This is a genomic window from Luteimicrobium subarcticum (genome assembly GCF_002798015.1).
GTDB lineage: Bacteria > Actinomycetota > Actinomycetes > Actinomycetales > Cellulomonadaceae > Luteimicrobium > Luteimicrobium subarcticum.
This window is the reverse complement of sequence record NZ_PGTZ01000013.1, coordinates 56147-78669: the sequence shown is the minus strand read 5'-3', so window position 1 is coordinate 78669 and position 22523 is coordinate 56147. Positions and strand designations below refer to the sequence as shown.

The 22523-nt window shown below is 73.9% G+C and carries 23 protein-coding genes; 5 read left to right on the top strand and 18 right to left on the bottom strand.

The window, feature by feature from the left end; translation table 11 throughout:
• Positions 1–23: 23 nt before the first annotated feature.
• Positions 24–1703 carry an ABC-F family ATP-binding cassette domain-containing protein gene (locus CLV34_RS15465; protein ID WP_100351250.1) on the bottom strand — a complete coding sequence of 560 codons (1680 nt, stop codon included), beginning with the start codon at positions 1701–1703 and terminating at the stop codon, positions 24–26.
• A gap of 262 nt (positions 1704–1965) precedes the next feature.
• On the opposite strand from CLV34_RS15465, the gene CLV34_RS15460 reads away from it, so the two are divergent.
• Positions 1966–3681, top strand: coding sequence for a GAF domain-containing SpoIIE family protein phosphatase (locus tag CLV34_RS15460; protein ID WP_170044714.1), 1716 nt, complete (start codon positions 1966–1968; stop codon positions 3679–3681).
• A 10-nt stretch (positions 3682–3691) separates the two neighbouring features.
• Here the strand turns inward: CLV34_RS15460 and CLV34_RS15455 are convergent, their stop codons facing one another.
• Positions 3692–4675, bottom strand: a complete 984-nt coding sequence (locus CLV34_RS15455) for an LLM class F420-dependent oxidoreductase (protein WP_100351213.1) — start codon at positions 4673–4675, stop codon at positions 3692–3694.
• Between the two features lie 85 nt (positions 4676–4760).
• Here CLV34_RS15455 and CLV34_RS15450 point away from each other — a divergent pair, with 85 nt between their 5' ends.
• Together CLV34_RS15450 and CLV34_RS15445 are read left to right on the top strand one after the other, a co-directional pair.
• The gene (locus CLV34_RS15450; protein ID WP_100351212.1) at positions 4761–5279 is read left to right on the top strand and encodes a hypothetical protein; all 519 of its coding nucleotides are present in this window, start codon (positions 4761–4763) and stop codon (positions 5277–5279) included.
• A gap of 10 nt (positions 5280–5289) precedes the next feature.
• Complete coding sequence (locus CLV34_RS15445; protein WP_100351211.1) at positions 5290–5769, top strand: DUF421 domain-containing protein; 480 nt, start codon at positions 5290–5292, stop codon at positions 5767–5769.
• Positions 5770–5995: 226 nt separating this feature from the next.
• On the opposite strand, the gene CLV34_RS15440 is transcribed toward CLV34_RS15445, so the two are convergent.
• The 9 genes from CLV34_RS15440 to CLV34_RS15400 form a co-directional block, all read right to left on the bottom strand.
• The gene (locus CLV34_RS15440) at positions 5996–6700 is read right to left on the bottom strand and encodes an HAD family hydrolase (protein ID WP_100351210.1); all 705 of its coding nucleotides are present in this window, start codon (positions 6698–6700) and stop codon (positions 5996–5998) included.
• Entirely contained in the window at positions 6700–7227 is a 528-nt protein-coding gene (locus tag CLV34_RS15435) for a DnaJ family domain-containing protein (RefSeq protein WP_100351209.1), read from the bottom strand. The genes CLV34_RS15440 and CLV34_RS15435 overlap by 1 nt, the downstream gene beginning before the upstream one ends.
• 11 nt (positions 7228–7238) lie before the next feature.
• Positions 7239–7964 carry an HAD-IA family hydrolase gene (locus CLV34_RS15430; protein ID WP_100351208.1) on the bottom strand — a complete coding sequence of 242 codons (726 nt, stop codon included), beginning with the start codon at positions 7962–7964 and terminating at the stop codon, positions 7239–7241.
• 23 nt (positions 7965–7987) lie between these two features.
• Positions 7988–8224, bottom strand: a complete 237-nt coding sequence (locus tag CLV34_RS15425; protein WP_100351207.1) for a PLD nuclease N-terminal domain-containing protein — start codon at positions 8222–8224, stop codon at positions 7988–7990.
• Positions 8225–8329: 105 nt separating this feature from the next.
• Positions 8330–8926 (bottom strand): hypothetical protein, encoded by a 597-nt coding sequence (locus tag CLV34_RS15420; RefSeq protein WP_100351206.1) that lies wholly within the window; start codon positions 8924–8926, stop codon positions 8330–8332.
• Entirely contained in the window at positions 8911–10197 is a 1287-nt protein-coding gene (locus tag CLV34_RS15415; RefSeq protein WP_100351205.1) for a hypothetical protein, read from the bottom strand. The genes CLV34_RS15420 and CLV34_RS15415 overlap by 16 nt, the downstream gene beginning before the upstream one ends.
• Positions 10194–10925, bottom strand: coding sequence for an ATP-binding cassette domain-containing protein (locus CLV34_RS15410; protein ID WP_100351204.1), 732 nt, complete (start codon positions 10923–10925; stop codon positions 10194–10196). The genes CLV34_RS15415 and CLV34_RS15410 overlap by 4 nt, the downstream gene beginning before the upstream one ends.
• A 201-nt stretch (positions 10926–11126) precedes the next feature.
• Positions 11127–11654 (bottom strand): dihydrofolate reductase family protein, encoded by a 528-nt coding sequence (locus CLV34_RS15405; RefSeq protein WP_245859293.1) that lies wholly within the window; start codon positions 11652–11654, stop codon positions 11127–11129.
• A 29-nt stretch (positions 11655–11683) separates the two neighbouring features.
• Complete coding sequence (locus tag CLV34_RS15400) at positions 11684–12073, bottom strand: VOC family protein (RefSeq protein WP_100351203.1); 390 nt, start codon at positions 12071–12073, stop codon at positions 11684–11686.
• A gap of 181 nt (positions 12074–12254) precedes the next feature.
• Here CLV34_RS15400 and CLV34_RS15395 point away from each other — a divergent pair, with 181 nt between their 5' ends.
• Positions 12255–13190 carry a DNA-3-methyladenine glycosylase family protein gene (locus CLV34_RS15395; protein WP_211289486.1) on the top strand — a complete coding sequence of 312 codons (936 nt, stop codon included), beginning with the start codon at positions 12255–12257 and terminating at the stop codon, positions 13188–13190.
• Between the two features lie 71 nt (positions 13191–13261).
• Here CLV34_RS15395 and CLV34_RS15390 read toward each other — a convergent pair whose 3' ends face one another.
• The 3 genes from CLV34_RS15390 to CLV34_RS15380 all read right to left on the bottom strand — a co-directional run bounded on the left by CLV34_RS15390 (position 13262) and on the right by CLV34_RS15380 (position 14583).
• Positions 13262–13648, bottom strand: a complete 387-nt coding sequence (locus CLV34_RS15390) for a type II toxin-antitoxin system VapC family toxin (RefSeq protein WP_157803882.1) — start codon at positions 13646–13648, stop codon at positions 13262–13264.
• Positions 13645–13899, bottom strand: coding sequence for a type II toxin-antitoxin system Phd/YefM family antitoxin (locus tag CLV34_RS15385; protein WP_100351201.1), 255 nt, complete (start codon positions 13897–13899; stop codon positions 13645–13647). The genes CLV34_RS15390 and CLV34_RS15385 overlap by 4 nt, the downstream gene beginning before the upstream one ends.
• Before the next feature lie 111 nt (positions 13900–14010).
• A complete protein-coding gene (locus CLV34_RS15380; protein WP_100351200.1) occupies positions 14011–14583 on the bottom strand; it encodes a ClpP family protease in 573 nt (190 codons plus the stop codon).
• Between the two features lie 220 nt (positions 14584–14803).
• Between CLV34_RS15380 and CLV34_RS15375 the strand changes: the two genes are divergently transcribed.
• Positions 14804–15172 carry a helix-turn-helix domain-containing protein gene (locus tag CLV34_RS15375; protein WP_245859292.1) on the top strand — a complete coding sequence of 123 codons (369 nt, stop codon included), beginning with the start codon at positions 14804–14806 and terminating at the stop codon, positions 15170–15172.
• A gap of 100 nt (positions 15173–15272) precedes the next feature.
• On the opposite strand, the gene CLV34_RS15370 is transcribed toward CLV34_RS15375, so the two are convergent.
• The 4 genes from CLV34_RS15370 to CLV34_RS15355 all read right to left on the bottom strand — a co-directional run bounded on the left by CLV34_RS15370 (position 15273) and on the right by CLV34_RS15355 (position 22483).
• Positions 15273–17336 (bottom strand): glycosyl hydrolase family 28 protein, encoded by a 2064-nt coding sequence (locus CLV34_RS15370; RefSeq protein WP_100351198.1) that lies wholly within the window; start codon positions 17334–17336, stop codon positions 15273–15275.
• Between the two features lie 139 nt (positions 17337–17475).
• The gene (locus CLV34_RS15365; protein ID WP_245859291.1) at positions 17476–18786 is read right to left on the bottom strand and encodes a glycoside hydrolase family 28 protein; all 1311 of its coding nucleotides are present in this window, start codon (positions 18784–18786) and stop codon (positions 17476–17478) included.
• Positions 18783–20414 (bottom strand): UxaA family hydrolase, encoded by a 1632-nt coding sequence (locus CLV34_RS15360; protein ID WP_100351196.1) that lies wholly within the window; start codon positions 20412–20414, stop codon positions 18783–18785. Before CLV34_RS15360 ends, CLV34_RS15365 begins: the two co-directional genes overlap by 4 nt.
• Positions 20411–22483 (bottom strand): DUF6807 family protein, encoded by a 2073-nt coding sequence (locus CLV34_RS15355; RefSeq protein WP_100351195.1) that lies wholly within the window; start codon positions 22481–22483, stop codon positions 20411–20413. The genes CLV34_RS15360 and CLV34_RS15355 overlap by 4 nt, the downstream gene beginning before the upstream one ends.
• Between the last annotated feature and the right edge of the window lie 40 nt (positions 22484–22523).

The window sequence follows — 22523 nt, the reverse complement described above, 5'->3', positions numbered from 1 at the left end:
GCACCGGACGGGTCCGGGACGCGTCAGGCGCTGAGGACGGTCACCTCGCGCACTCCGCACCCCCTCTCGACGAGCCAACGACGACCGGGACGCGTCCCGTCGTACCCGGCGCCGATGCGCTCGAGGAACCGTTCGTCATGGCTCACGACGAGCAGCCCGCCGCGGTACCCGGCGAGGGCGTCGACGAGCTGGTCGACGGTCCCGAGGTCGAGGTTGTTGGTGGGTTCGTCGAGGACGAGCAGGTGCGGTTCACGCAGGAGCTGGCACGCGAGGGCGACGCGGAACCGTTCGGCCCCCGACAGCGAGCCGACGGGGCGCTCGACGGTCCGGCCGCGCAGCAGGAACCGTGCGAGCCGGTCGCGCACCTGCCCGGGCGGCACGTCGGGCGCGGCCGCGCGCACCACGTCGAGCACCGTCCGCGCCTCGCCCGCCGGACCGCCACGCTCGTCCCCGAGCACGAGCCGCTGGTGCAGGTACCCGACCCGGTCGGTCAGCACCCGTCCGCCGGTCCCGGCGAGCAGCGCGTCGAGGAGGGTCGACTTCCCGGCGCCGTTGTCGCCGACGAGCGCGACACGCTCGGGTCCCTGCAGGACGAGCCCGCGACCGTCGACGGTCCGGTCGGGGTCGACCTCGACGAGCCGTCGTCCGGCGGGGACGGCGGTGCCGGGGAGGTCGACGTGCACGCGGTCGTCGTCGCGGACGCGTCCTTCGGCTTGGTCGACGGCGTCGCGGGCGGCGTCGACGCGGTCGTCGGCGAGACCGCGGCGCTTGCCCGCGGTGCCTTCGGCGGCGCTCTTGCGGGCGTTCGCGAGGATCTTCGGCATGCTCTCGGCGGCCTTGCGCCCGGCCTTCGCGGACCGGGCGAGGCGGGTCTCCGTCTCGATGCGGTCGCGCTTTTCGGCGCGGAGGCGCTGCTCGGCGGTGCGGACGGCCCGGGCGGCGGCGTCCTGCTCGACGGCGAGGTGCTCCTCGTACTGGGTGAACGTGCCGCCGAACACGTCGACGGCGCCGGTGCGCACCTCGGCGGTGCGGTCGAGCAGGTCGAGCAGCTCGCGGTCGTGGCTGACGACGAGGAGCGTGCCCGGCCAGGAGTCGAGCATCACGTGGAGCCGTTCGCGGGCGCGACGGTCGAGGTTGTTGGTCGGCTCGTCGAGGAGCGTCACGGACGCGCGGGCGTCGCGCGCCGCCCGGACGGCGGCGAGGATCGTCTCGCCGCCCGAGAGGGTCGCGGCGGGTCGGTCGAGGTCTGCGGCCGTCAGCCCGCAGGCGCGGGCCGCGTCGGCGGCGTGCTGCTCGACCTCCCAGTCGTCGGCGAGCGCCTCGAAATGCGCGGCGAGGCGCGCCGGGTCGGGTTCCCCGGACTCGATGGCGCGGAAGGCGCGCAGACGGGTGCCGACGCCGAGCAGGTCGGCGACCGTGGCGCCGGTGTCGCGGACGACGAGGTCCTGCGGCACCCACGCGACGTCGCCGTGGGTCGTCACGGCGCCGGACGTGGGGGTGAGCTCGCCGGCGACGAGCCGCAGGAGGGTCGACTTGCCGGCGCCGTTGCGGCCGACGAGGCCGGTGCGGCCGGGGCCGAAGGCGACGGTGACGTCGTCGAGGACGACGTCACCGTCGGGCCACGCGAACGTGACGTGGTTGAGGACGACCGACGAGGACGTGGGGGCAGGGGTCGACGACGGTCGAGCGGGCGTTGCAGGCATACAGGGCTCCGGAGGGTTCGGCGGTGCGCCGGACCTGCCCTCGCGGGAGGGCGGTCAGCGCGGGGACGCTGAGCGGGAGCTGACCTTCAACGGGCTTCCTGTCGTCGGGGGCGTGTGGTCCCCGCAGACGCGCGCAGTCCGGCTGCGCGACGTGGCGGGGCGCACCTATGGTGGCACCGACCGCCCACGGGGGCCACCGCATTTCCGTCGCCCGGGGCCACGGACGCTCCGGCGGGTCACCGGCCGCTGTTACCGTCGGCCTGTGCAGCCACCCCCCGAACCGGCCGCCGACGGCCCGGTCGGCAGCGAGGACCCCGCGTACCAGCGGTTCGCGCGGCTCGCCCATGCCCTGCTCGGCGTCCCGGTGTCGCTGGTGTCGTTCGTCGACGCGTCGGGCCAGGTCTTCCCGGGGATGGTGGGGTTGCCCGAGCCGTGGGCGACGCGGCGCGGGACGGCGCTGAGCCACTCGTTCTGCCAGTACGTCGTCCGCGCGGACGAGCCGCTCGTCGTGTCGGACGCGCGCACCGTCGACTTCCTCCAGGACAACCTCGCGATCCCCGACCTGGGCGCGATCGCCTACGCGGGCTACCCGCTGCACGACGCCCGGGGACGCGCCGTCGGGTCGCTCTGCGCGATCGACTCGGAGCCGCGCACGTGGACCGACGACGAGCTCGCGACGCTCGCGGACCTGGCCGCGGCGTGCACGTCCGAGATCCAGGTGCGGGGCGAGCGCACGCGGAGCCTCGAGGCGGAACGCCTGGCGCGCCGCAGCAGCCGCCTGAACCGTGACCTGCTCATCGTGGCCGAGGCGTTCGCCGAGACGCGCACGCTGCCCGAGGCGCTCGACACGCTCCAACGCATGGCGACGACGGCGCTGGGCGGGTCGCGCTGCGCCGTGGCACTCATCGAGGACCGGAGCATCACGTGGGCGCGCCGCTCCCCCGTCCCGGGGCTCGCCGAGGTGGCGTGGCGCGACATCCCGCTGACGGAGACCACCAACGCGACCGTCCGCACCCTGCAGGCGGGGCGACCGCTCCTGTTCGCGGACGGTGACGAGCTCGCCGAGATGTTCCCCGAGCTGCGCGGCACGGGACCGGGCGCCGCCGCGATGCTCCCCCTGGTCACTGCGGCAGCACCCCTCGGGGTCGCCGTGGTCCGGTGGCAGCTCCCCCGCGAGATCGACGACGCCACCCGGACGGTCGCACGGCAGCTCGCCGCCTATGCGACGCTGGCGCTCGAACGTGCCCTGCTGCTCCAGGACCGGCGTGACGTCGCGCACCAGCTCCAGGCGGCGATGCTCACCGAGCTCCCGACGATCGACGGGGTGCAGCTCGACGCCGCCTACGTCCCGGCGTCCCGGGGCGAGGAGGTCGGCGGCGACTGGTACGACGCGCTGGCGCTCGCCGACGGGTCGAGCGCGTTCGTCGTCGGCGACGTCACGGGGCACGACATGGAGTCGGCCGCACGGATGGGCCAGCTGCGCGCGATGCTGCGCGGGTTCACGTGGACGTTCCGCGAGCCGCCGTCGAGGGTCCTCACGCGCCTCGACGAGGCGAACCGTGGCCTCCGCCTCGGGACGACCGCCACCGCGCTCGTGTGCCACGTGTCGACACCGCGTCGGAACGGGCGGCGTGAGCTGCTCTGGTCGAGCGCCGGGCACCTGCCGCCGGTGGTCCGCCGCGCCGACGGGTCGGTCGAGACGCTCCACCGCCGGGGCGACATGCTCCTCGGCATCGCCCCGGCCGACCGGCACGACCACCGTGCGTGGCTCCGCCCGGGCGACACGCTCGTCCTCTACACGGACGGCCTGGTGGAGCGCCGCGACGAGACCGTGCTCGACGGGGTCGAGCGGCTGCGCGCGCTGATCGCTGCGACCGGCGACACGAGTCCCGCAGCCCTCGTCGCGGCGCTGGCGCCGGACGACGCCCGTCGTGACGACGTCGCGGTCGTCACCGTCACGGTCACCGTCGGCGACTGACGACCGACGGTCAGGGCGCGGCCTCCCGCAAGCGGTCGAGCAGGGGTCCCGCGACCGTCTCGAGGAACTCCTGCTGTCCCTCGTCCCCGATCTGGACGAGCGCGACGTCGGTGAACCCCGCCTCCCAGTAGGGCGCGACGGACTCGACGATCGCGTCGAGGTCGGGGCCGCACGCGATGGCGTCGGCGACGTCGTCGGGCCGGACGAACTGGCTCGCGGCCGCGAACCCTTCGGTGGTCGGCAGGTTCGCGTTGACGGGCCACCCGAGCCCGAACCACCGGAACTGCTCGTGCGCGCGCCGCACGGCGGTGTCCCGGTCGGGCGCCCAGCACACGGGCACCTGCCCGATCGCCCGGGACACCGGCAGCCCGGCGTCGGACCGGAGCGCTCCCCACGACCTCACGAGGTCGGCGTCGGGCTCGACGGCGACGAGGTGGTCGGCGAGGGGTGCGAAGCGGTCCACGGACGCGTCCCCCGACACCGCGATGCCGAGCTGCACGGGGTCGTCCGGCAGGTCCCACACGCGCGCGGAGTCGACCCGGAAGTGGGTGCCCTCCCAGGTGACGTAGCCGCCCCCGAACAGCGCGCGGATGATCGTGACGGCCTCCTCGAGCATGTCCTGCCGCTCGGCGACCGCGGGCCAGCCCTCACCGACGACGTGCTCGTTGAGGTTCTCCCCCGCGCCCAGCCCGAGCGTGAACCGGCCGTCCGACAGCAGCCCGAGCGTGGCGGCCTTCTGGGCGACGACCGCCGGGTGGTAGCGCATGGTCGGGCACGTCACGTACGTCATGAGCTCCACGCGGGACGTCACCTGGGTCACCGCGCCCAGCACCGACCACGCGTACGACGCGTGCCCCTGCGTGTCGAGCCACGGGAAGAAGTGGTCGCTCGACACCTCGAAGTCGAAGCCCGCGTCCTCGGCGGCAGCGGCGTACCGCACGAGCTCGCGCGGTCCGGACTGCTCGGTCATGAGGGTGTATCCGAAGCGTGTCATCCTTCGATGCTCGGACGGGGCACGAGACCACGCACGCGGTGCCGCCCGGAGGGCGTCCCGGGAGCCTTCGGTCCATGATCGCGGTATGCCCGACCAGCTCCCGACGCTCGAGTCACCACGTGGTGTCGACGCGGGGCCGCGCTCGGCGTGGCCACGGCGGGTCGGCACAGCGGGCCTGGTGCTCGTGGTGGTCGCCGGCGCCCTCAACCTGTTCGGGCTACGGACCTCGACGAGCACTCGCCAGGAGCAGGGCTGGACGGTCGCGGTGCACCACGCGTCGGTCGCGCGGGCCGGCCTCGACGTCCCGTGGTCCGTCCGGGTGACGCACGCGGGCGGACTGCCGAAGCAGGTCGTCGTGCGGGTGACGGCCGACTACTTCGACATCTTCGAGGAGCAGGGCCTCACCCCGTCACCGACGGCGGAGACGGACGACGGCACGTGGCTCGTGTGGACGTTCGCCAGTCCGCCCGGGGACACCATGGACGTCACGTTCGACACGTACGTCCAGCCGTCGAGCCACCGAGGACGGTCGGGCGAGGTGTCGGTCCTGCTGGACGGGTCGCCCGTCGCCACGACGCCGTTCCGCACCGTCCTGCTGCCCTGAGGAGGCACCCGTGGAGATCGTCGCGCGCGCGCTCGTCGTCTTCGTCTTCCTGTGGTTCGTCACCCGGGTCGTCGGGCGGTCCACGCTCGGCGAGCTGAGCACGTTCCAGCTGGTGCTGTTCGTGACGATGGGCGACATGGTTCAGCAAGGGGTGACGCAGCAGGACTACTCGGTGACGGCGGCTGTCCTCGCCGTGGGGACGTTCGCCACCGCGACGATCTTCCTCACCTGGGTCAACGCCCGCTTCCCGCGGGCACGGGCCGTGGTGCACGGGGTCCCCGTCGTGGTGGTGGCGGACGGCGAACCGTCGTTCGAGGTCATGAAGCGGGAGCGCGTGTCCCTGGACGACCTCATGGAGGCGGCGCGGCAGAACGGCATCGAACGCATCGCCGACGTCCGCCTGGCCGTGCTCGAGACCACGGGCCAGCTGTCGTTCTTCACGCAGAGCGGCGCGGACCCCCACCGCCCGGTCGATCGCCCGGAGCGCTGAGCGCGCGACCTCGGGCATCGGGGTCGCGGCGGCCCTCACGTCGGGAGATGGACCTCGGACTCGAAGGACGCGTGGCGGTCGCCACGGGCGGTGACTCGGGAATCGGCTTCGCCGTTGTCGTGGACGGCGCACCACGCCCGGTACTACGAGAAGCTCGGCGACACCCCGCCGTGGGAATGAGGTCGCGCCGCGCCCCTGGAGCGAGGCTCCGGGCGGCGGGTCGGCCTCACGGACTGAACGCGCGGGTCAGGGGGCTGTCGTCCAGCCGGTCGAGCAGGTCCTGCGGGTCGCGGTAGACCGCGACGGCACCCGCCTCGCGCAGCTCCGCCTCCGCCACGCCTCCGCACAGCACACCGACGCAGGGGATGCCGGCGCGGCCCGCGGCCTCGACGTCCCACACGCTGTCGCCGACGAACACCGCGCGCGCCGGGTCGATCACGCCCGCCTCGAGGGCCCGGTGCACCAGGTCGGGCTCCGGCTTCGACACGTCGACGTCGTCGGCCGAGGTGACGGCCCGGATCGCGTCGTCCACGTCGAGCACCGCACGAAGTCGCTCGAGGCTGGCGGGCGACGCCGAGGTCGCGAGGACGGGACGCACCCCGTGCGCGGCGACGGCGCGCACCAGCTCCCGGGCGCCCGGGGTGCGGCGCAGCAGGAACGCGCTCGCCGCCGAGTACCGCTCGTGGGCGTCGCTCAGCCGTGCCGTCCACGCCGCGGCGGCGCTGCCGCCGACCCGCTCGATCAGTTCCGGGCCGGCCTGGCCGAGCGTCCGGTGCACCGTCCACGCGTCGACCTCGAGCCCGACGTCGTGGAACGCCCGCACCCAGGCGTCGACCTGCAGGTAGTTCGAGTCGACCAGGGTCCCGTCGACGTCGAAGAGCACACCACCCGCCACGGGCAGGTCGCCGGGTTCGTCACCGCGAGTCGTCATCACTCGATCGTCGGACGCTCCCGCCGCGAGCGCCAGCGCTCGACCTCCGTCTCGACGTCCCGCAGCGGCGTCACGACCGGCGGGCCGCCGAGCAGCTGGCGTCGCGCCTCGACGATGCGGCGGTTGAACTCCTCGACCTGTGCCCGCACCCCCGCCTCGGTGCGTTCCCGGTCGAGGTGGGCGTCGAGCCTCGCGTCGTCGGTGCGGAGCTGCAGCGCCTCCGGCAGCACCCCGGTGACGTGCTCGCGCTCGACGAGCTGCTTGACCCACCAGTCGGGGTCGTGGTGCGTGCCCAGGCTCGGGATCGGCTTGCCCTGGAGGGGGAGGTCGTCGAACTCGCCGCGCGCGATCGCGTCCTCGACGACGTGGTCGACCCAGCGCGCCTTGAGCACCACGTCCTCCTGCGCCCGGAGCCGGGACTGCGGAGAGCGCGGGTTCTCGGTGCGGCGGTGCTCCTCGTCGCGGCGGCGACGCGCGCGGCGGGCGGCCTCGACCTCGTCCTGTGGTGCGTCGTCCGGCCGGTCCATCGCGCCTCCTGTCAGATCGCCGTGAGCAGCAGACCGTCGTCGTCGGTCCGGACCGTGACCGCCTCGAGCGTCGGCACGACCCAGTCCGCCTGGTGCAGCGCCTCGGCGTCGTACGTCGTGGTGAGCGCCAGGACGCGCATGCCCGCCGCCTTCCCGGCGGCGACACCCGCGGGTGCGTCCTCGACGACGACGCACTCGGACGGCTCGATGCCGAGCCGGTCGGCGCCCTCCAGGTATGGCTCGGGGTGCGGCTTGCCGAGCTCGACGTCCTCGGACGTCACCATGACGGGCGGCAGCGGCAGCGCGAGGGCCTCGACGCTGGACCCCGCGAGTCGCGTGTCACCGCTCGTCACGATGGCCCACCGGTCGGCGGCGTCACGCGCGAGCGTGGAGACGACGTGCTGGGCGCCGGGCATCCAGCGGACGTGCCCGGCCGCCGGGTCGGACATGCGTCCGAGGAGCTCGTGCGTGAGCTCCTCCCGCTCGGCGACGGTCAGTCGTCCGGGCAGGGCGAGCTCGAGGGCCTGCACCCCCGGGATACCGTGGATATACGGCTCCAGGGTCTCGAAGGGCACGTCCAGCGTGTCGGCGCCCCACCGCCACGCCGCCTCGACCTTCTCCGTGGTGTCGACGAGCGTCCCGTCGAGGTCGAGCAGGAGCGCCGACGCGCGGACCCCCGCCGCGGGGAACGGCTCCGGGGCAGGGGCGGGCACGGGGTCGGGCGTCAGGTGGGGCACGCTTCCACTCTACGATCCGGCCGTCAGGACGCGTTGAGCCCCAGGTTCTTGCGGCCCTTGAGGTAGTACGTGATCGGGCCGATCCAGTTCACGAGGATCGCCACGCCCCACGCGAGCTTGGTGCCCTCGATCTCGTCCTCGTCACGCTGAGACAGGTCGCGGTACGCGCTGACCGTGAGGGCGAGCTGCGCGACGCCCAGGACGAGCACCCCGAACCGCTGGCCCCCGCTCAGCTCGCTCCACTTCTTCTTGTGACCCATCGGTCCTCCCTCGGCAGCGGTCACCGGCCTGGTCGCCGGCTGGTGTGCGGTCGCCGACGACGCTACGCGGCCGCACCGACGCTCGCGCGCCGGAGCCACCGGGCGTCACGGCCTGCTGAACGCGACGCGGACGAGCCCGCCCACGAGCGCCGCGCACCCGGCCGCGGCAGCAGCTGGAGCGTCCGGCAGCGCGAGCGGGAGCGCCCAGGACGCGGGCGGCACGCCGGCACCGTGCGACCCGAGGATCCAGCTCCCCGCCCCGAACAGCGTGAGGACGACGAGCGCGCCGTCGGTCGCGGCCGGCCCGGCGAGCAGGACCACCCCGAGGAACAGCGCGAGGTTGCGGTCGAGGACGAGGGGGCTGACGTCCGAGCACAGCCCCACGAGCGCCGCGACGAGCGCCCCTCCGGCGAGGGTCAGGGCGACGAGCAGCAGCCGGCGCCACCGGTAGCGCGGGTGGCGACGCTCGACGGTCGCGGTCACGAGGACGTGCTGCGCCGCGGTGTACGCACCGACGACGAGGAGCGGCAGCAGGGGCGCGACGACGTCCTTGACGGTGCGTCCGGGGATGGTGACCGGCCCGGCGAGCAGGGCGGCGAGCAGCCCGTAGACGGCGAGACCGGCGGCGACGAGCGGGAGCCGCCAGGCCCGCGCGACGGCGATCGCGCGGGGCGGGCGGACGACTCTCAGCCCTTCGGGCACGGCGGGAGCTGCGCGAGCGTCGTGGCGAGGAACGTCGTCGCTGCGGGCGAGCCGATCGGTGCGTCGGGGATGCCGGCGTCGGCGGGGGTGGTGACGTCGTCGGCGTCTCGGCTCGTGTAGTACGAGATCCAGGTTCCCAGCTGCTCGACTGCCGGGTTCGACCACCAGCTCTCGGGGCTCTCCGAGCTCAGGCAGTACGGCGCCATCAATCGGTTGCTGACCTCGATTCCGATCCTGGCTCCCACCTCTCGGTCCGGCGCAGCACCGACTCGGGCCACCCGCGCGAGGAGGAGGTCGTCGGTGATGCGGAGCGTCGTGGCTGTCCGGGGCGACGCGGTGACCACCTGGTGGGCGAGGCCCTGCCTGTCGACAGCCGTCATGAGATCGGGCAGGAACCGCTTCGCCGTGCCGGGCACGCAGACCGTCGGCTCCTTGCCTGCGCAGGCCCACGCGACAGGCACTGCTCGCAGCTCGTCGTCCACGCTGCCCGCGATGCCGAACAGGACGGCCACGGCCACGACCGCTCCCACCACGCCGCGGCGGGTGCCGCGCGACCAGCCCAGCCGTTCGCGGACCACGAGTGCGCATCCGGCAGCGACCACGAGGAGGAAGGCGAGGCGGACGAGCTGCTGCCCCGGCCGCGTGGCGTACCCGGTCAGCCCGCCGGTCGCTCCGCCGAACTTCACCAGGACATCCATCCCGGCGATCCAGGCCCACATCGTGAGGCCGAACGCGGCGCCTGCGGCGAGCGGCACGACGACGCGCCAGCGCAGGGCGGCACCGATCGCGGCGCCCGCGAGCACGTAGGTGACCACCCCGACGACGGCGATGACCCCGTCGACCGAGTCGGCGACCAAGAGGTCGACCGGTGCTCCCGTCACGACGCAGAGCGCGAACTGAGCAACGAGGCCGCCCAGGAAGACCGTGAGCGCGAGCGCGGTCACCGGGGCGATGAACAGCCATGCGCCGCGCCACGGACGGATCCGCGCGAGCCATCCTGCCTGGATGAGCGCTCGGCCCTGCCACGCTCCCCCCGCGGCGGCGAGCGGGCCGAACATCACCAGAGAGAAGAGGTATTGCGACCACGCCCATCGCACGTCGATCCAAGCGGCGTGCGACCGGCCGAGGATCTGCGCGACCTGGAGTGCGACGAGCGCAGCACCGAACCACCACAGCGCGCGCGACGAGATGGCGAGCGGCGCGCCGGCCGGCTCCTTGTCCGGAGCCGAGGATGTGGATGAAGGCGACGCAACGGTGGGAGCCCCGCTCATGGAGCCACCGCCAGGGCGGTCAGTGCGCGATCCCAGGACGGGCCGTCGGGAGCTGCGTCGCGCAGGTCAGCGCCCGGCCCGTCGTGCACGACGCGACCGTCAGACAGGACGACGATGCGGTCGGCGAGGTCGTCGAGGTCGTCGGCGACGTGTGTCGCGGTGACGACGACGGCTTCTGCCGCGATACGCCTCAGGACGTCCCGCAGCGCGAGCCGGTGGGCGGCGTCGAGCCCGACGGTCGGCTCGTCGAGCAGGAACACGGGCGCCCGCTGGGTCAGCAGGGTCGCGAGGTAGACGAGCCGTCGCTCACCCCCGGACAGTCGACCCACGCGCGACCGGGCCCTGTCGGCCATCCCGACGGTCTCGAGGTGCGCGACGGGGTCTGCCGCCGCGAGGCCGACGACAGCCTGGGCGAACCGCACGGCGTCGAGCGCGGTGAGGTGGTCGAGGCCGGACGGGGCCTGCGGCAGGTAGGCGACGGACCGTCGCCCGGCACCGGACGTGACGTCCTGCCCACCGACCGTGACCAGGCCGTCGACGGGCAGCAGCCCGGCGATGCCGGCCAGCAGCGTCGACTTGCCGGAGCCGTTGGCTCCCGCGAGGACGTGGCTCCCCCGGTCGAAGCGGAGCCGATCGACCACGACGACATCGCGGCCGCGACGTCGGACGGCGACGCCGTCGAGGACGAGGGCCGCCCTCACGGACGGCGGGCAGGACTCGTGTGTCATGCCCGCCACGAATCCGCCTGCGCAAGCTGCGCAGCGCCGACAGACGCGACGACGGAGAGGACGAGAACGGCGACGAGCTGCTTGAAGAGTCTCATTGAGCCCCCTTGTGACGGAACGCCCCAGTGCGCTCCGGTGCCGCGACGCATCCGCGGCGAGCACAAGTTACACCGCATCGCTTACATATGGGCGCCGTCTCATGCTTTAAGACGCATATCGGACCAGAGCCACTCCGTCCGCGAACTGCCGCGTCTCGAGCGCGCGCAGCCGCCGCGGCGCCGAACCCTCCGGGAACAGCCGTCGCCCCCGCCCCTGCACGACCGGGTAGACGAACAGGCGGTACTCGTCGACCAGGCCGGCGGCGTCGACCGCATGGCAGAGGCTGATGCTGCCCGTCACGACGACGTCCTGCCCGGGCGTCGCGAGCAGCCGGCGCACCCCGTCGAGTCCGTCCTGGATGACGGTGGTGTTCTCCCACGCCGGGTCGGTGAGCGTGGTCGACACGACGTGCTTCGCGAGCCCGTCGAGCTGGGCGCCGATGCCCGTGGGGTCGTCGTCGCGGTGCCGCCAGTACCCGCGGAAGTCCTCGAACGTCTGCCGGCCGAGCAGGATCGCGTCGGACGTCGCGTCCTGGCGTCGCATCTCCGCGAGCACCTCGGGGTCCTGGTCCGCGGGGTCGAACCAGTCGTCCAGCATCTCGACGGCGCCGTCGACCGTGACGTTCTGGGTCACGACGAGCCGACGTCCTCCGCCCGCGGCGCTCACGCGTCCGCCACCACGGACAGCACGTTCCCCGCGGGGTCGGTGAACCACGCGATGAGCGGGCCGCCGCCCCGGAACACGAAGTCGTCGTCGGTCTCGACGGGCGTGCCGGCGTACCGCTCGAACGCGACGCCCCTCTCGCGCAGAGCGGCGACGGTGGAGGTCACGTCCGCGACGGGGAAGTTGAGCACGGTGAAGGTCGCGGGCACGTGCGCGTCCCCCTTCGGGTACACGAACACCCCGGAGTCGCCAGGGATCCGCAGCCACAGGCCCATGCCGGGGGTCTCCTCGACGTCGAGGCCGAGCGTGCCGGCGTAAAAGTCGCGGGCGGCGTCGAGGTCGTCGACGGAGAAGCCGCTGAACGCCGTCGCGAGCAGGGTGTCGGTCATGGGTCGTCCTTCCGGGTCGGGCAGCCCGCGGTCCGGGCCCGCCATCAGGGTCGACTCCGCCCGCTGCACCGACTCATCGGGCGCACCGTCACCGGGCACGCTGTGGCATGCCCTCGGTCCGGACGGGCCGTGTGACGATGGACCGGTGACGTCCGTCCTGCCGCCGCGCTCGATTCTGCCGGTGGCTCCGCGCACGGTGCCGCGCGAGCGGACCGTCGAGACGGCGGCGCCGGTGGACGTCCGCGCGACCCTCGCGCCGCACGCCCGCGGCAGGCGCGACCCGGCCCAGCAGGTCGGCCCGGACGGTGCGGTGTGGCGCGCGACCCGGACGCGCGCGGGCACGGCGACGCTGCGGTTCCTGGCCGTCGGGCCACGCTGCGTGACGGTCCAGGCGTGGGGCTACGGTGCGGAGGCCGCGCTCGACGCCGCTCCCGGCCTGCTCGGCGTCCACGACGACGACACGGGCTTCGACCCGCCGCCCGGCGTCGTCCGGGACGCGTGGCGGAGCACCCGACGGGTCCGGCTCACCCGGTCGGGCAACGTGCTCGAGGCCCTGGTGCCGGCGGTGCTGGAGCAGCGCGTCCAGACGATCACGGCGCACGCGGCGTGGCGGTGGCTCGTCCTGCGGCACGGCGAGCCGGCGCCCGGGCCGGTCGCGGACCGGATGAGCGTCCCGCCGTCCGCTGCGGCGTGGGCGGCCGTGCCGTCGTGGGACTTCCACCAGGCGGGCGTCGACCCGGGCCGCGCGCGCACGGTCGTCGCCTGCGCGCGGCTCGCGTCGTCGCTGCAGCGCGCCGCGGACCGCTCCCCCGGCGACCCCGCCGAGGCCCGCCGCCTGTGGCGCACGGTGCCCGGCGTCGGCGTGTGGACCGCCGCCGAGACCGCGCAGCGCGTCCTCGGCGACCCGGACGCGGTGTCCGTGGGCGACTTCCACCTGGCGAAGCAGATCGGGTGGGCGCTCACCGGCGAGCGCACCGACGACGACGGCATGCTCGCGCTGCTCGAGCCGTACCGCGGCCACCGGCACCGGGTGGTGCACCACCTGCTGCTCGCGGGTGTCGCCCGCGCACCCCGCCGCGGCCCGCGCCTGGAGCTCGTCGACCACCGGTCGTCCTGAGCTTCACGCGCTGCCCCGTCCCGTGCTTCACGCGCTCAGGACGCCCCCCCCCCCCCCCCCCCCCCCCCCCGTCAGGACGACAGGACCCCGACGGCGAAGCCTCGGCTCGCAGCGGCCAGCCGGTCGTCGTTCGTCCAGAGTGCGTCGCAGCCGTGGACCTGCGCCGCTGCCACATGGAGCGCGTCGGGCGTCTTCATGAGCGTCGTGGCCCGAAGTCGCGCCGCGCGCTCGATCACGGTCTGGTCGAGCTCGACCTGATGAAACAGCGCGAGAACCGTGCGGTATCGCTGCTCGACGTCGATGTCGTCACGCCGCAGCGGTCCGACGAGACACTCGAGGTGCACCAACGGGCTCACCGCGAAGACCTCGTCGCGCGCGAGCATCTCCCGCAGCCTCGTACCCCGACTCCCCTGGTCCTCGACGGCGTAGATCACCAGACAGCTGTCGAGGTAGATCACTCCCAGCCCTCACGCTCGTTCGCGATGTCGAGATCGAGCTGCGCCGGCTCACGGGTCAGCCGAGGAGGCAGCGGGTGACCGTCCAGCCACTCCACGACCACATTGCCACGCCCGTGGACGAGGTCGATCGACACAGGCACCAGGCGGACGAGCGGCACGTCACGCTTGGCGATGACCACCTCCTCGCCGGCGGTCGCGCGCGCGATCAGTTGCGACAGGTTGTTGCGCGCTTCGAGGACGTTGACCTGCACGGCATGCCCCTCTCTGGCTAGCCAGAACTTCTGGCTAGTTCAGCCTAGGGGACGGTCGCCCTGACGTGTCAAGGAACCGCCGAGATGCCCTTCGCGCGTCGATGCCACGCCCTACCCACTCACGGGCAGGTGCAGGTCGACGACGTGGTCCACGAGCCCGTACTCCTTCGCCTCCTCCGCGGTGAACCAGTGGTCCCGGTCGGCGTCGGCGACGATCCGCTCGACCCGCTGACCGGTCTGCTCGGCCGTGATCGCGGCGATGACGTCCTTGGTCTGCCGGAGCTGTTCGGCCTGGATCCGCACGTCCGTCGTGGAGCCGCCGATCCCGCCGAGAGGCTGGTGCATGACGATCCGCGTGTGCGGGAGGGCGAACCGCTTGCCCGGCGTCCCCGCCGTGAGGAGCACCTGCGCCATCGACGCCGCGAACCCCATCGCGACGGTCTGGACGTCGCACGGCACGAGCCGCATCGTGTCGAACACCGCGAAGCCCGCCGACACCGAGCCGCCGGGCGAGTTGATGTAGAGCTGGATGTCGGCGCGGGGGTCCTGTGCGGCGAGCAGCAGGATGCGTCCGCAGATCTCGTTGGCGTCGTCGTCGCGGACCTCCCGGCCCAGGACGACGATGCGGTGCTTCAGGAGCTCGCGGGCGAGCTCGCGGTCGACGGGTGCGGTCTCTTCGCTCATGCCGCCAGTCTGCGGAGCCGGGTCGCCGACGTGCGGGCCGTTCTGCCGGGGGCCGATCTGCCCGCCGCAGAACGCCGATCTGCTGAGGGCGCAACGCAGCACGCGCCGCACCGCGCGACCGCGGGCTAGCGTGCTGGGAAGAGCCAGGACCACCGCCCACATCCGCACCAGCACAGGGGGAGCCACCATGCACGACGCCCGGAGGGCGGTCCTCCGCCCGGTGCCCACGACACCCGCCGCCCCGCCCGCACCGACGTCCACGGCCCCACCCGTCCTGCCCCGCACGGGCACGGGGACGACGGCGCCGCCGCTGCTGCGCGACGCCCTCGGCGCCGAGCTCCGGCGCCGACGGGACGACCTCGGGCTGCGGCTCGTCGACGTGGCCGAGCGGGCCCGCCTGTCGGTGGCGTACGTGTCGGAGGTCGAGCGCGGCCGCAAGGAACCGTCGTCGGAGGTCGTGGTCGCGCTGTGCGACGCGCTCGACGCCCCGCTCTCCGCCGTGCTGCGCGACGTCGTCCACCGGCTCGAGCACGCCCCGGCCCGCACCCCGTCGACCGGCCGGTACGGCGGTCTCGCGCTGGCTGCCTGAGCGTTCCCCGCATGGCGGCGCGCACGACGACGCCCCGCGCACGGACCGGGTGTGGCCCGTGCGCGGGGCGCGTCGGCATCGCCCCTCCCGCTGCTCTCGGTCAGCGGCAAGTGCTCGTGGGCCCGCCTTCTCCCGGTGCGGGCGACACGTTCGTGAACGTGTTCCCCGTGGAGAACTCGTCCAGCTTCCACGGGTTAGCGTTCCCGAGGACGCTCGCGAAGCACACGTCCTGGAACGTCGACCCGACCAGACCCTGGATGCCCGTCGCGTTCACGTTGCGGAACCGCACGTCGTCGAACGTGAACGGCCCGATCGGGTCGGCGTCGATGGCCGGACCGGCCTCGATGTCGAGCACGGGCTTGGACGTGCTCGCCGCCATGCCGCACGTCGACGTGCTGTTGCCGTCGACGCTGACGTCCTGGACCCGGATGCCCTGGAACGTCGCGGAGCCGCCGGCCACGTACCCGGACGGTGAGAGCGAGTAGCTGAGCGTCGCGATGACGGCGCTCGTCTTGAGGCACGCGGCGGCGCTGTCGCGGAACACGACGTCCTTCGCGCCGCCGTTCATGTCGGACGTCGACTTCATGCGCAGCGCACCCGTCTCGGTCTTGTAGAAGACGTTGTCCTCGGCGAGGACGTCGTGCACCCACGCGGCGGTGTGGCTGCCGATCGCGATGCCACCGTGCCCGCGGCGCACGTAGTTGCCGAAGATCCACGTGTCGCCGGTCGACCGGCCCTGCGCGCCGTAGGTGCCCTGGCCGGCAGCGAAGTTGACGACGTCGTCGCCCGCGTCGAAGAAGTTGTTCGCGACGACGGCCCGCTCGGTGCCGCCGAGCTCGATGGCGTCGCCGTTGTTGGTGTCGAACGTCGTGTTGCGGGTGCCGTAGACGCCCACGTCGGACGAGTCGAGGATCATCAGCCCGTGGAACGCGGGGTTCTCGACGGTGAACCCGTCGAGGTACAGCCCGTCGACGCCGATGAAGGTCGCGATGCTCGACCGGTACTGGCCGTAGACCGACGAGTCACTCACGGTCTCGGGCCGGTTGAGGATGCCCGGCATGGTGTCGATGGTCGCGCGGGCGTGCTCGGTCTGGTTCGCGGCGAGGATGCCGTCGGTCGCGACCTTCGCGGCGCTCGACGCGACGTAGTCGGGCAGCGTGGCGCCGGTCTCGTCGGTGGTGGCGCCGGTGGCGGTCCGCTTCCAACCGTCGCCGTCGATCGTGCCGGGGCCGACGACGCGCACGTTGCGCGCCACGTCGCCGGGCTCGCGGCTCGTCGCGCTCTTGCCGAGGTCGCGGGGGCGCACGTTGAGGAGCGACGGCGGGCGCAGGTAGGCGGTCCAGCTCGCGTCCGTGGGCGTGGGCGTCGGCACGGGGTAGAGGTAGTAGCCCTTCGTGACGGGGTAGTCGGCCCAGTCGTCGGAGCCGAGCAGTCGGGCGCCCTGCGCGAGCTCGAGCGTCATGTCGCTGTGCAGGAACAGCGCGCCGGTCCTGAACGTGCCCTTCGGGATGACGACGGTGCAGCCGGGGATCACGCAGACGTCGATCGCGGCCTGGATGGCCTTCGTGCTCAGGGTCGTGCCGTCGCCGACGGCCCGGAACGGCCACGACGTGACGGTGATGCGGGGGCCCTGCCACGCGGTGGTGACGCGGATCGCGTCGGACGGTGCCGAGAGCCGGCCGTCGGCGAGGACGGCCCGGACGGTGAAGGTGTAGGAGTGCAGCGGCTTGAGACCGGTGACCTTGAAGCTGTGGTTCTGCACCTGCACGTGCCAGCCGTCGGCGTCGTTCGCGGAGAAGGTGTCGACGTACCGCTGCGAGGGCGTGTGCTCCTCGGCGTTGGCTGACGAGCGCCCGAGGGACCTGCCGTCCTGGTAGACGACGTAGTCGGTGACCTGGGTCGACTCGGCCTTGTTCCAGACGAGCAGCGTGCTGCTGGCGTCGGTCGCGGCACCGGGCACGCAGAGGTTGCTCGGGGTGAGTGCGCCGGCGCCGACGGCGCCGGTGGCGTCGGTGGTGCAGGTCGGGTCGGACAGCCGGGCGAGGGTGGTCGCGGCTCCGGGCTGCGCCGCGAGGGCGGTGGCCGGGACGGCCGCGACGAGGCTCCCGGCGAGGGTGAGGGCTCCGAGCGTCGCGACCAGCGACGTCCGCCGTGAACGGTGCATCTGGGGTGGTCCTCCATCGAGACGGCGGGCGACGTTGCCCGCAGCCTCGACGCTAACGAGGACGCCGCGCTTCAGCAATCGGTTTCTGACGTTTCTCGACAATGAGAGGCGTTTTCTCGCAACGCGAGTCATGCGGGCGTCAGATGACGGACAGCTCCGCATCCGAAAGCGGTTTCCCGTCCGCCGTGCAGTCGAAGACCCGCACCCCCGACGCCCTCTCGAGCGCGAGCGGCGACCCCTCGCAGCCCACGAGCCGCACGTCCCGAAGCCGCACGTCCTCGCACCCGACGAGCACGACCCCCCGCCGCACCGACGCCTCGACGCCCTCGGCCATCGCCGGCACGAACGGCTCCGGGTCGTCGGCGAACGACACCGACACGTCGTCCAGGCTGAGCTCCGCGACGGGACGCTCGGCGAGCCCGAGCACGAACGCCGCGGCCGCGCGCACCCGCCGCGCGCTGACGTGCGCGAGGTGGACCCGACGGATCGTGGGCGTGCCCTCCCCCACGGGCTGCGCGGCCCGGTCCGACACGACCGGCTCGCGGCCGCCCGGGCCGCAGAAGTAGTGCTCGTTGACGACGAAGGGACACCCGACGTCGTCCATCACGACGTTCGACACGCGCACGTCCTCGATCGTGCCGCCGCGACCGCGCCGGGTCTTGAGCCGGATCCCCCGGTCCGTCCCCTGGAAGACGCAGTCGGCGACGACGACGTTGCGCACGTCCCCGCTCATCTCCGAGCCGATCACGACGCCGCCGTGCCCGTGCACGAGGGTGCACCCGACGACCGTGACGTTCTCGCACGCGACCCGGTCGGCGGTCTCCTCCGTGCCGGCCTTGAGCACGATGCAGTCGTCCCCGACGTCGACGTGACAGCCGCTGATCCGCACGTTGCGGCACGACTCGGGGTCGATGCCGTCGGTGTTGGGCGAGTCGGGCGGGTTGAGGATGCTCACGTCGCGGATCGACACGTCCTCGCAGAGCAGCGGGTGCACCGTCCACGCGGGTGAGCGGCGCAGCGCCACGTCCCGGACGACGACGCGCCGGCATCCGTGCAGCCCGACGAGCGTCGGACGCGGGTGCTCCAGCGTCCCGGCGCGGTACGCGTCCCACCAGGGGTCGCCGGCGCCGTCGATGGTCCCGGACCCGGTGATCGACACGTCCTCGGCGCCCGACGCCCACAGGCACGGCTGGTGGATGGTCGCAGGCGCGCCCTCCCACCGGGCGTCGACGAGCGGGTAGAGCGAGGGGTCGGGCACGAACTGCAGGACGGCGCCCGCCTCGACGTGCAGCTCGACGTGCGAGCGCAGCCGCAGCGCACCCGTCCGGTGGACGCCCGGGCCCACCACCACACGCCCGCCGCCCGCGGCCGCGGCGGCGTCGATGCGTGCCTGGATCTCGTCGGTCTCCAGCGCTCCGCCCGCCTCCACGTCTGCCTCCAGGACGCTCACGTCACCGCTCCCACGTGCCACGGCACGAACTCCTCGGCCCCGATCGTCTGGCCGTCGATCGCCAGCTCCTCGGACACCGTCTGCTCCCCCGACGCGACCCGCAGGATCCGGTCGAAGATCTCGCGGCCGACCTCCTCGACGGTCGCGGTGCCGTCGACGATCCGGCCCGCGTCGAGGTCCATGTCCTCGGACATCGCGCGGTACATCGGCGTGTTGGTGGCCACCTTGATCGACGGCGTCGGACGACACCCGAACACGGACCCGCGACCCGTCGTGAAGACGACGACGTTCGCCCCGCCCGCGACCAGACCCGTCACGGACACCGGGTCGTAGCCCGGCGTGTCCATGAACGCGAACCCGACGTGCGGCGCGACGCGCTCCGCGTACTCGTACACGGCCGACAGGTCGGCCCGGCCGCCCTTCGCGACCGCGCCGAGCGACTTCTCGAGGATGGTCGTGAGTCCGCCGGCCTTGTTGCCGGGCGACGGGTTGTTGTCGAGGCTGCCACCGCCGGCGCGCGTGTAGTCCTTCCACCACGCGATGCGGTCGAGCAGCCGTTGCGCCGTCTCCGGACGCGTCGCCCGGCGGGTCAGCAGGTGCTCCGCCCCGAAGACCTCCGGGGTCTCCGCGAGGACGGACGCGGCGCCGTAGGCGACCAGCCGGTCGGACGCCCAGCCGAGCGCCGGGTTCGCGGTGATGCCCGAGTAGCCGTCCGACCCTCCGCAGTTGAGGGCGAGGACGAGCTCGGAGACGTCGCACTCCTCGCGCTCGCGCGCGGCCACGAGCGGCAGCATCCGCTCGACCGCCGCGACGCCTGCGGCGACGGTGGCACGCACGCCGCCCTCGCCCTGGATGGTGAGCGACTCGACGACCGTGTCGGCCGGGAGGTCCGCGAGCACGGGGTCGGTGCGGGCCGGGGCGGGCGCGCCGGGGACGTGGGTGGTCGGCATCCCGAGGAAGGCGCCCGACCCGTCGGGCGTCGTGAGCTGCTCGGTGAGCACCATCTCGCAGCCGAGCCCCAGCACGAGCAGACCGCCGACGTTCGGGTGGGCGGCGTACCCGCGCAGGGTCCGCAGCAGCAGCCGGCCGCCCTCGCTCGACGGCACGAGGCCGCACCCCGACTGGTGGGTCAGCGGGATCACGCCGTCCACCCCGGGGTACGCCGCGAGGACCTCGGGCGTGAACCGGGCCGCGATCATGCGCGCGGTCGACGCCGAGCAGTTCACCGACGTGAGGATCGCGACGTAGTTGCGCGTGCCGACGCGGCCGTCCGCCCGGCGGTACCCGCGGAAGGTGGGGCGCGGTCCGTCGGGCACGGCGAGCTCGGCGTGCGTGCCGCCGAGCGCCTCGTCGCGGTGCCCCTCCTCGTACCCGAGGTTGTGCGAGTGCACGTGCTCGCCCGCCCGGATCGGCTGCGTCGCCACGCCGATGACCTGGCCGTACTTGTGGACGCCGGCGCCGGTGGCGAGGTCCGTGAGCGCGACCTTGTGCCCGCGCGGCACCGCCGCCGCGACCGTGACGTCACGGCCGGCGACGTGCACGACGTCCCCTGCTGCGAGCTCCCGGACGGCGACGGCCACGTCGTCGTCGGGCCGCAGCGCGAGGACGTCTGCCCGCGCGCCGCTCACGAGCGGTCCGCCGATCCGTCGACCGCGAAGACCTCCGCGGCCAGCGGCACCCAGCGCTCCGCGACAGCGGCGGGCGTGTGGAGCCCGTCGAGCACAAGCGCCGTCATGGCGACGCGCAGCGTCTGGCCCGCCCCGAGCCCGAGGGGGCCGTCCCAGGCGACCGCCGGACCGGCGGCGACGTACGGCTCGGTGCGCACGAACCAGCGGTCGTCGCCGTCCTGCACGAGCACCACCGTCGTCCACGACCCCGCGCTGCGGAGGGCGAGCGACAGCCACGGCGACCGCGACCCGAGGCACGCGGTCGCGCCCTCGCCGTCCGCGGACGCGACGACGCTCTCCTCCACGGGCGCAAAGCGCCAGTACAGCCCGCCGTACCCGGCGGCGTTCGGCCGGGCCCGGACCGGGCCGGCGACGGTCAGCGCGCGCTCGGCGACGAGGTCGCTCGTCCAGCGCAGCGCCCAGCCGGCACCGCCGGGCAGCAGGGCGGAGTCGACGACGCGCTGCTCGGTGAGCAGGCGCGACCCGTCGGGCGCCTCCCAGTCCACCGTGTCCCGCAGCACGCCGGGGTGCTCGCCGCGGTCGGCGTGGGCCGCGTCCTCGGAACCGCCGCCGCGCGCACCGCCGTCGCCGCGCGAGACCTGGCGCCCGTGGTTCGCGAGCATCGTCAGGCCCTCGCCGGGGACCCAGGTCGGGCCGCCCCAGAAGGTCGTGCCGTCGACGTCGGGCAGCGCGAGCGACAGCCCGTGGTGGTGGCGCCGGTCCGCGGGGTGGGCGGACGTCAGGCGGGTGCCGGACAGCGCCCGGACGGGGTGCAGGTAGGGGCGGGGCGAGTACTCGGCCGGGACCGGCTCGCCCGTCACGTAGCGCGCGAGACGCTGCCGGTCGGCGGTGAGCACGGTGCCGACGACGTCGCTGCGCCAGCCGGTCGTGCCGGGCTCGGCGGGGTGGCGGCCGTCGTCCTCTTCGGGCGTCTCGGGCGACGGCCCGGTCGAGCTGCGCAGCACGAGGTGCGTGCGCAGCAGCTCGGTCGAGCTCTCGGGCAGGGCGAGCGCGGACGTCGTGTCGGCCGCTGCGCCGTGCGTGGCGTGGGACGTCGCGATCTGCTCGTGCAGCATGCTCCACGCCCGCTCGCCCAACGCGCTGCGCGGCACGGCGACGGTCGTGAGCGGGGGGGTCGCGAAGCGGGCGAGGTCGATGTCGTCGAACCCGACGACGGAGATCTGACCCGGCACGGGGACGTCGAGCTCGCGCAGCCGCCCGAGCAGCCCGAACGCGACGAGGTCGTTGTAGGCGACGACCGCGGTGGCGCGGGTCGCGACGACGGCCTCGGCGGCCTCGTACCCGTCGGCGATGGTCGCGCCGCACGGCAACGAGATGAAGCTGACCCCGCCGAACGACGCCTGCGCGGTCTCGAACCCGGCGAGACGCTCGGCGTTCGACGTCGAGGCCTGGGGGCCCGCGAGGTAGACGACGGAGCGGTGCCCGAGCGACATGAGGTGCTCGATGGCCTGGTACATGGCCTCGGCGTAGTCGACGCTCACGGCCGGCACGGACGACTCGGGCAGCGTGCGGTTCACCAGGACGACGGGCCCGGTGGTCGCGACCGCCGCCGCGAGCTCCTCGTCGGTCATGCGCGGCGCGACCATGATGAGCGCGTCGACCCGGGAGCGCGTGTTGCGCACGGCGCGCGTCTCGCGCTCGGGCCGCTCGGCGGTCTCGGCGACGACGACCCCATACCCGGCGGCGTCGGCCCCGGACGCGACGCCGCGCAGGACCTCCTGGAACATCGGGTTGGTGAGGTCGGGCACGACCACGCCGACGGCCTGGGTGCGACCGAGCGAGAGCGACCGGGCGAGCGCGGAGGGCCGGTAGTCGAGCTCTTGGGCGACCTTCCGGACGCGCTCGGCGAGCACGGGGTCGACCTTGCGACCGTTCATGACGCGCGAGACGGTCGCACGGGAGACGTGCGCCGCGGCGGCGACGTCGCCGATCGTGGCGCCGGCGGCGGCCTGCGACCTGCCGCCGCGTCCGGCGCCGCGCGGCGGGACCTCGGGAACTTCGTCGTTCATCGTGCGTCTCCTTGGAAACAGGTTTCTCGCAGACGCTAGC

Excerpts from the sequence above, each read along its gene's own strand:
- CLV34_RS15410 (WP_100351204.1), bottom strand. The coding sequence starts at position 10,925 with ATGACACACGAGTCCTGCCCGCCGTCCGTGAGGGCGGCCCTCGTCCTC.
- CLV34_RS15370 (WP_100351198.1), bottom strand. The coding sequence starts at position 17,336 with ATGCACCGTTCACGGCGGACGTCGCTGGTCGCGACGCTCGGAGCCCTC.
- CLV34_RS15465 (WP_100351250.1), bottom strand. The coding sequence starts at position 1,703 with ATGCCTGCAACGCCCGCTCGACCGTCGTCGACCCCTGCCCCCACGTCC.
- CLV34_RS15355 (WP_100351195.1), bottom strand. The coding sequence starts at position 22,483 with ATGAACGACGAAGTTCCCGAGGTCCCGCCGCGCGGCGCCGGACGCGGC.
- CLV34_RS15435 (WP_100351209.1), bottom strand. The coding sequence starts at position 7,227 with ATGGACCGGCCGGACGACGCACCACAGGACGAGGTCGAGGCCGCCCGC.
- CLV34_RS15425 (WP_100351207.1), bottom strand. The coding sequence starts at position 8,224 with ATGGGTCACAAGAAGAAGTGGAGCGAGCTGAGCGGGGGCCAGCGGTTC.
- CLV34_RS15450 (WP_100351212.1), top strand. The coding sequence starts at position 4,761 with ATGCCCGACCAGCTCCCGACGCTCGAGTCACCACGTGGTGTCGACGCG.
- CLV34_RS15415 (WP_100351205.1), bottom strand. The coding sequence starts at position 10,197 with ATGAGCGGGGCTCCCACCGTTGCGTCGCCTTCATCCACATCCTCGGCT.
- CLV34_RS15380 (WP_100351200.1), bottom strand. The coding sequence starts at position 14,583 with ATGAGCGAAGAGACCGCACCCGTCGACCGCGAGCTCGCCCGCGAGCTC.
- CLV34_RS15440 (WP_100351210.1), bottom strand. The coding sequence starts at position 6,700 with ATGACGACTCGCGGTGACGAACCCGGCGACCTGCCCGTGGCGGGTGGT.
- CLV34_RS15400 (WP_100351203.1), bottom strand. The coding sequence starts at position 12,073 with ATGACCGACACCCTGCTCGCGACGGCGTTCAGCGGCTTCTCCGTCGAC.
- CLV34_RS15455 (WP_100351213.1), bottom strand. The coding sequence starts at position 4,675 with ATGACACGCTTCGGATACACCCTCATGACCGAGCAGTCCGGACCGCGC.